At 40.8% G+C, this 4,524-nt stretch carries 6 protein-coding genes and 1 riboswitch; all 6 genes read left to right on the top strand.

The features are described 5' to 3' along the window. Nucleotides 1–680 (top strand): precorrin-6Y C5,15-methyltransferase (decarboxylating) subunit CbiT (cbiT, locus tag PLK24_RS08705; RefSeq protein ID WP_324478238.1); only part of this gene is annotated, 680 nt, incomplete at its 5' end. Next, nucleotides 677–1,438, top strand: coding sequence for a precorrin-4 C(11)-methyltransferase (gene cobM, locus PLK24_RS08700; RefSeq protein WP_324478236.1), 762 nt, complete (start codon nt 677–679; stop codon nt 1,436–1,438). The genes cbiT and cobM, both read left to right, overlap by 4 nt. Beyond that, nucleotides 1,410–3,110: a cobalamin biosynthesis protein gene (locus PLK24_RS08695; protein WP_324478234.1), complete on the top strand. Its 1,701-nt coding sequence runs from the start codon at nt 1,410–1,412 to the stop codon at nt 3,108–3,110. The genes cobM and PLK24_RS08695 overlap by 29 nt, the downstream gene beginning before the upstream one ends. Beyond that, nucleotides 3,107–3,805 (top strand): precorrin-2 C(20)-methyltransferase, encoded by a 699-nt coding sequence (locus PLK24_RS08690; RefSeq protein WP_324478232.1) that lies wholly within the window; start codon nt 3,107–3,109, stop codon nt 3,803–3,805. Before PLK24_RS08695 ends, PLK24_RS08690 begins: the two co-directional genes overlap by 4 nt. A 75-nt stretch (nt 3,806–3,880) precedes the next feature. Then, a riboswitch (cobalamin riboswitch) is annotated at nt 3,881–4,050 on the top strand. Further along, nucleotides 4,007–4,129, top strand: a complete 123-nt coding sequence (locus tag PLK24_RS08685) for a hypothetical protein (protein ID WP_324478230.1) — start codon at nt 4,007–4,009, stop codon at nt 4,127–4,129. (Overlaps the previous riboswitch by 44 nt.) 21 nt (nt 4,130–4,150) lie before the next feature. After that, nucleotides 4,151–4,524, top strand: a 374-nt coding sequence (locus PLK24_RS08680) for a sirohydrochlorin cobaltochelatase (protein ID WP_324478228.1), incomplete at its 3' end; no start/stop codon positions are given.

The following is a 4,524-nucleotide window of genomic DNA, read 5'->3' as shown; positions in this document are numbered from 1 at the left end:
TGTCTCTTCCGGGGGAATTCATCCAATCGGGTACTGTTCAAGAACTCTGCAGTACTCACCTTTCCCAAAGCGATCTTGCCCTCATTTACCTTTCCCCGGGAGAGAGAAAAGGGATCGGTTTTTTTGAGGACGAGGATTATATTCGCACCAATATCCCTTTTTCAAAAAAAGAGACCCGAATGATGGTTTGTTCATTACTGGAGCTCTCACCAGCCATGACTGTACTGGAAATAGGTGGCGGTTCAGGTGGCATTACCATTGATATTGCTCGACGGATATCCGAAGGTATTTTATTTTCTCTGGAAAAAAATCAAGAAGCCTGTCAGCTCATCCAGCAAAACTGTGAGCGTTTTAGGATTGATAATGTTCAATGTATCCATAGTACAGCACCGAACGACATTCCCCAAAAGCTCTTCGATCGCATTTTTATTGGAGGAAGTGGAGGTTCTCTTTCCTCGATTATCGATAATAGTTCTAAAGTATTAAAAAAAGGAGGAATCTTGGTTATGACTGCTCTATCTCTTTTGCATGTGACTGAGGGGATAAATCTGATAAAAAATAATCCTTTTCAGTCTTTATCGATTTTTCAGCAAAGTATATCCCGGATTGATCCCAATGATAAAAACTTGATGATGAAATCGCTCAATCCCATTTTTTTTATCAAGGCAGTTAAATCATGACCCCGGTCTATTTTGTCGGAGCAGGACCAGGAGATCCTGAACTCATAACCCTAAAAGGGAAAAAGCTTTTAGAAAAAGCCGATTGTGTTATCTATGCCGGTTCTTTGATAAACCATGGCATTCTAAAAGTATGTTCTCCTCAGACGAAATTAGTTGACAGCTCAACCCATACGCTCGAAGAAATCATCGATTATATGGTCCAAGAAGTCGCTCAAAATCACCTTGTTATTCGACTTCATTCGGGAGACCCTTCCCTTTATGGAGCAATCCAGGAACAAATGAATGAATTAGATAACCGCGGCATCAGCTATCAAGTCATACCCGGTGTGTCTTCGGTCGGTGCAGTAGCTTCCAGGATTAAAAAAGAATACACTCTTCCCCATGGGACTCAAACTCTGATCATTACTCGAATGGGCGGACAAACTCCTGTACCAGAAAGCGAACAGCTTTCAACCCTGGCAGCTCATCGAACCTCGATGGTCATCCTCCTCAGCATTGGATTTATCGATCAGGTGGTTGAAGAATTATCAAAAATATATCCAATAGAGACCCCAATAATCTGTGCTTATCGAGTAACCTGGCCGGATGAACGTATTATTCAGAGCACCTTGGAAAAAATTACTCAAGCAGTGAAAGAGGCTGGGATTCACCGTTCTGCAACGCTTCTGATTGGACCTTTTTTAAATCATTCGGAGCACTTTCGATCATATCTTTATGGAGATTGGATAAATGAAAACCGTCATCTTCCCTTTTCATAAACACTATGCCCTCTTGGCAAAAAATATTGCCAATTTGGATTTTTTGCAACCAGCGCAATTCGTCGAAGCTTGGAAAAATTCCCAAAAAAACCTTCAGGAAAAATGGGAAACTGATGTCGTCTTAATTTTTATAGGAAGCCTTGGAATTGCTACTCGATTGACCGCGCCCTTTCTCAAAAACAAACGGACCGATCCGGGAATCATCGTCATTGATGGAGCTGCCAATTTCTGTATCGTGGTGAACGGAGGCCATTCCCGTTCCATGAATACCCTCTGCCGTTTAATTGCTGAGCAGCTTCAACTCATACCGGTGATTACGACTGGAACCGAGGCCTGCGGTTATCTCAGTCCAGAAGAGATCGCCGAACGATTGGATTGCCAAATTGAAGATCCTCATTATCTTCTAAAAACCATTCAAAGTCGTCTGATAGAGGGCGAAATTATTCCCTTTTGTTTTGATGAATCCTTTTCGCCACCTTATTTCCCCGGTTACCAAATTCAATCATCTCATCACCAATTTCCCCAAGAACCCTTTTTATATCTAACCGACCGGATTTCTTTTTGCCCAAAAGCGGTTTTTGTGCGACCTCGCTCTTTAGTAATCGGAACTGGATTTCGAAAACAGTTTTCCATCGAAATATTTGAAGAGTTTTACCATGATTTTATTGAAAAAAATAAATATTCCCACCTTTCGGTAGCTGAGGTCCTCACTCTTGACCGAAAAGTTCCTTCGCTTCTCCCCTTGGTTCAAAGTAAGTCAATCAAAATTACCGGATATTCACCAGATCAATTAAAGAATGTTACCGGGGATTTTCATTCTCCTTGTGCCCAAAAACATTTAAAAATTCCCGGTTTATCTGAACCGTCGTTGATTATTCGTGGTGCTGAGATTTTAGTGGGAAAAACCGTCTATCCCGATATGACCTTTGCTTTGGGACGACTCCCTTGGAAACCTCAGGGAAGTTTAACGTTTATTGGAATCGGACCCGGTCAGCCCAACCTGATGACAATCCAAGCCATACAAGCTCTTGAAGAAAGTGACTTGATCATTGGGTATGAAACCTATTTAAAAATGGTGCCATTTCGTTATCAAAACCGCATCCTATCGATTTGTACCAAGATGGGGGAAGAAATCCAGCGGGTAAAAAAAGCAATTGAATTGGTTAAAAAAGGAAATCGGGTAGCGGTAATCAGCAGTGGCGATTCAGGGGTGTTTGGAATGACAGCTCCGGGGGTGGAACTGGCAATCCAAGAAAACATTCCATGGCGCATCGTTCCCGGAATTACTGCAGCCTTGTGGGGAGCTTCTCTGATTGGATCACCGTTGGTTAATGGTTTTTGTGTTATCAGTCTGAGTGATTACTTAATTGGCTGGGATAGCATTACCACCAATCTTCAACTCCTTGCTCAAACTGAGCTTCCAATCGTAGTCTATAACTTAGTTAAAAAGGATCGTTCTCAAAAAATTGAAGAGCTGGTTGATATCGTTCAACAAAATCGCGGATTAGAAACCAACGTGGCCATCATTAAAAAAGATGGGACCAAGGAATTCGTCCAGCTCCAACAACTAATTCATTCCAATCTTGACATGAACACGCTGTTGATTATTGGAGGGCTAAGAAACAAACGCCTTGGAGAATATCTCATTACTGATAGGGGGTATACTCTTTGAAACTGTCTGTGGTTGGTCTCGGCCCTGGAGATCCTGAACTGGTTACCGTGAAAGCAAAGAAGGTTATTGAAAGCAGCCGATTGATTTTTGTCCCTTCGATGAAAAGTGATTTATCCAGTCGAGCTTATCATACTGCTCTTCCCTACATCTCAAAAAGTACCTCAATTGTTCCGTTGTATTTTCCTTATTTCTCCAATCCTCGATTTTCAGAAATTATCCAATCGAATGTTGATTCGATGATGACCAAGTTAAAACTTTACGATCAAGCGGCTTTTCTCATTATTGGAGATCATTTTTTATATTCCAGTTATTTTCAGCTCCATCAATTTTTGCAAGAACAATATCCTGAAATTAAAATTGATATTATTCCTGGTTTAAGTGCTTATCAATTAGCTCTATCTCACCTTCAGATTCCGGCAGTGGGAAAAAACCAAGCCTTATCAGTTATTACCGGTGAGGCAAACCATGAAATGATAGCTTTGTTTTTAGATTTAAGCGATACTGTGATTATTTATAAAATCAATCAAATTTCAAATTTAGCTGAATTAGAATTGCTAACCAGAGAGTTTTCAGTTCGAAAGATCTGTTGCGAAATAGGAACCGATCAAGAAATGATTCAGGATTTAAATCATAAAACCGCATACGAACACTATGGATATTTCTCAAGTATCATTTTAAAGAAAACCAAACAATAAAATTTTTTCAATAATAGATCATTTTTCCTTGCAAAATTAAATTATTTAAACTAAGATTCATACCAGTAGACAATTGAATAGCATTCTTCCACGGGAGACTGGGAAACCGGTGAAAATCCGGTGCGGTCCCGCCACTGTAAGAAGGAACGAAAGGTTCAAAAAACCACTGGCGAATAAAGCTGGGAAGGAGAACCGAGTAGGATGCGCCTTCAAGTCAGGATACCAACCCGAGGAATCAAGGAAATGTCGGCTTTTGCGAGAGACAAAAGTCGATTTATTTTTTTGCTTGATCCCCCGGGTGAAGAAAGAACCAATATTATTTAATTCATAAGGGAGGTCAAAGCAATGATTTGGAAAAACACGATATTTTTTATTTTGTTGGTGGTGGTGGTATTGGTTTTAACTAGCTTTCAAGTTTATGCTGCCGAGCAGCAAGAAAAATCAGCTATACTCATCGCTGCTTTTGGAACGTCCTACCATGAAGCTGCTGTTTCCATTGAAAACGTGGTAAAAGCAGCCCAACAAGCATTTCCCGAACAAACTGTGGTGTTGAGCTATGGTTCACGAACCATCCGGAATATTCTGAAAGAACGGGATGGCGTAAGTATCGACAGTCCCATGTCAGCTCTGGCAAAATTAGCTGATGAAGGCTATGGGTCAGTTGTCGTTCAACCTCTGCAAATCATGTCGGGGAGTGAATTCCACGAGATTCTCTCCAT

Origin of the sequence: Atribacter sp. (genome assembly GCF_035418125.1) — a bacterium.
GTDB lineage: Bacteria > Atribacterota > Atribacteria > Atribacterales > Atribacteraceae > Atribacter > Atribacter allofermentans.
The sequence above is the reverse complement of the archived record's forward strand: the minus strand, read 5'-3'. Positions and strand labels throughout refer to the sequence as shown.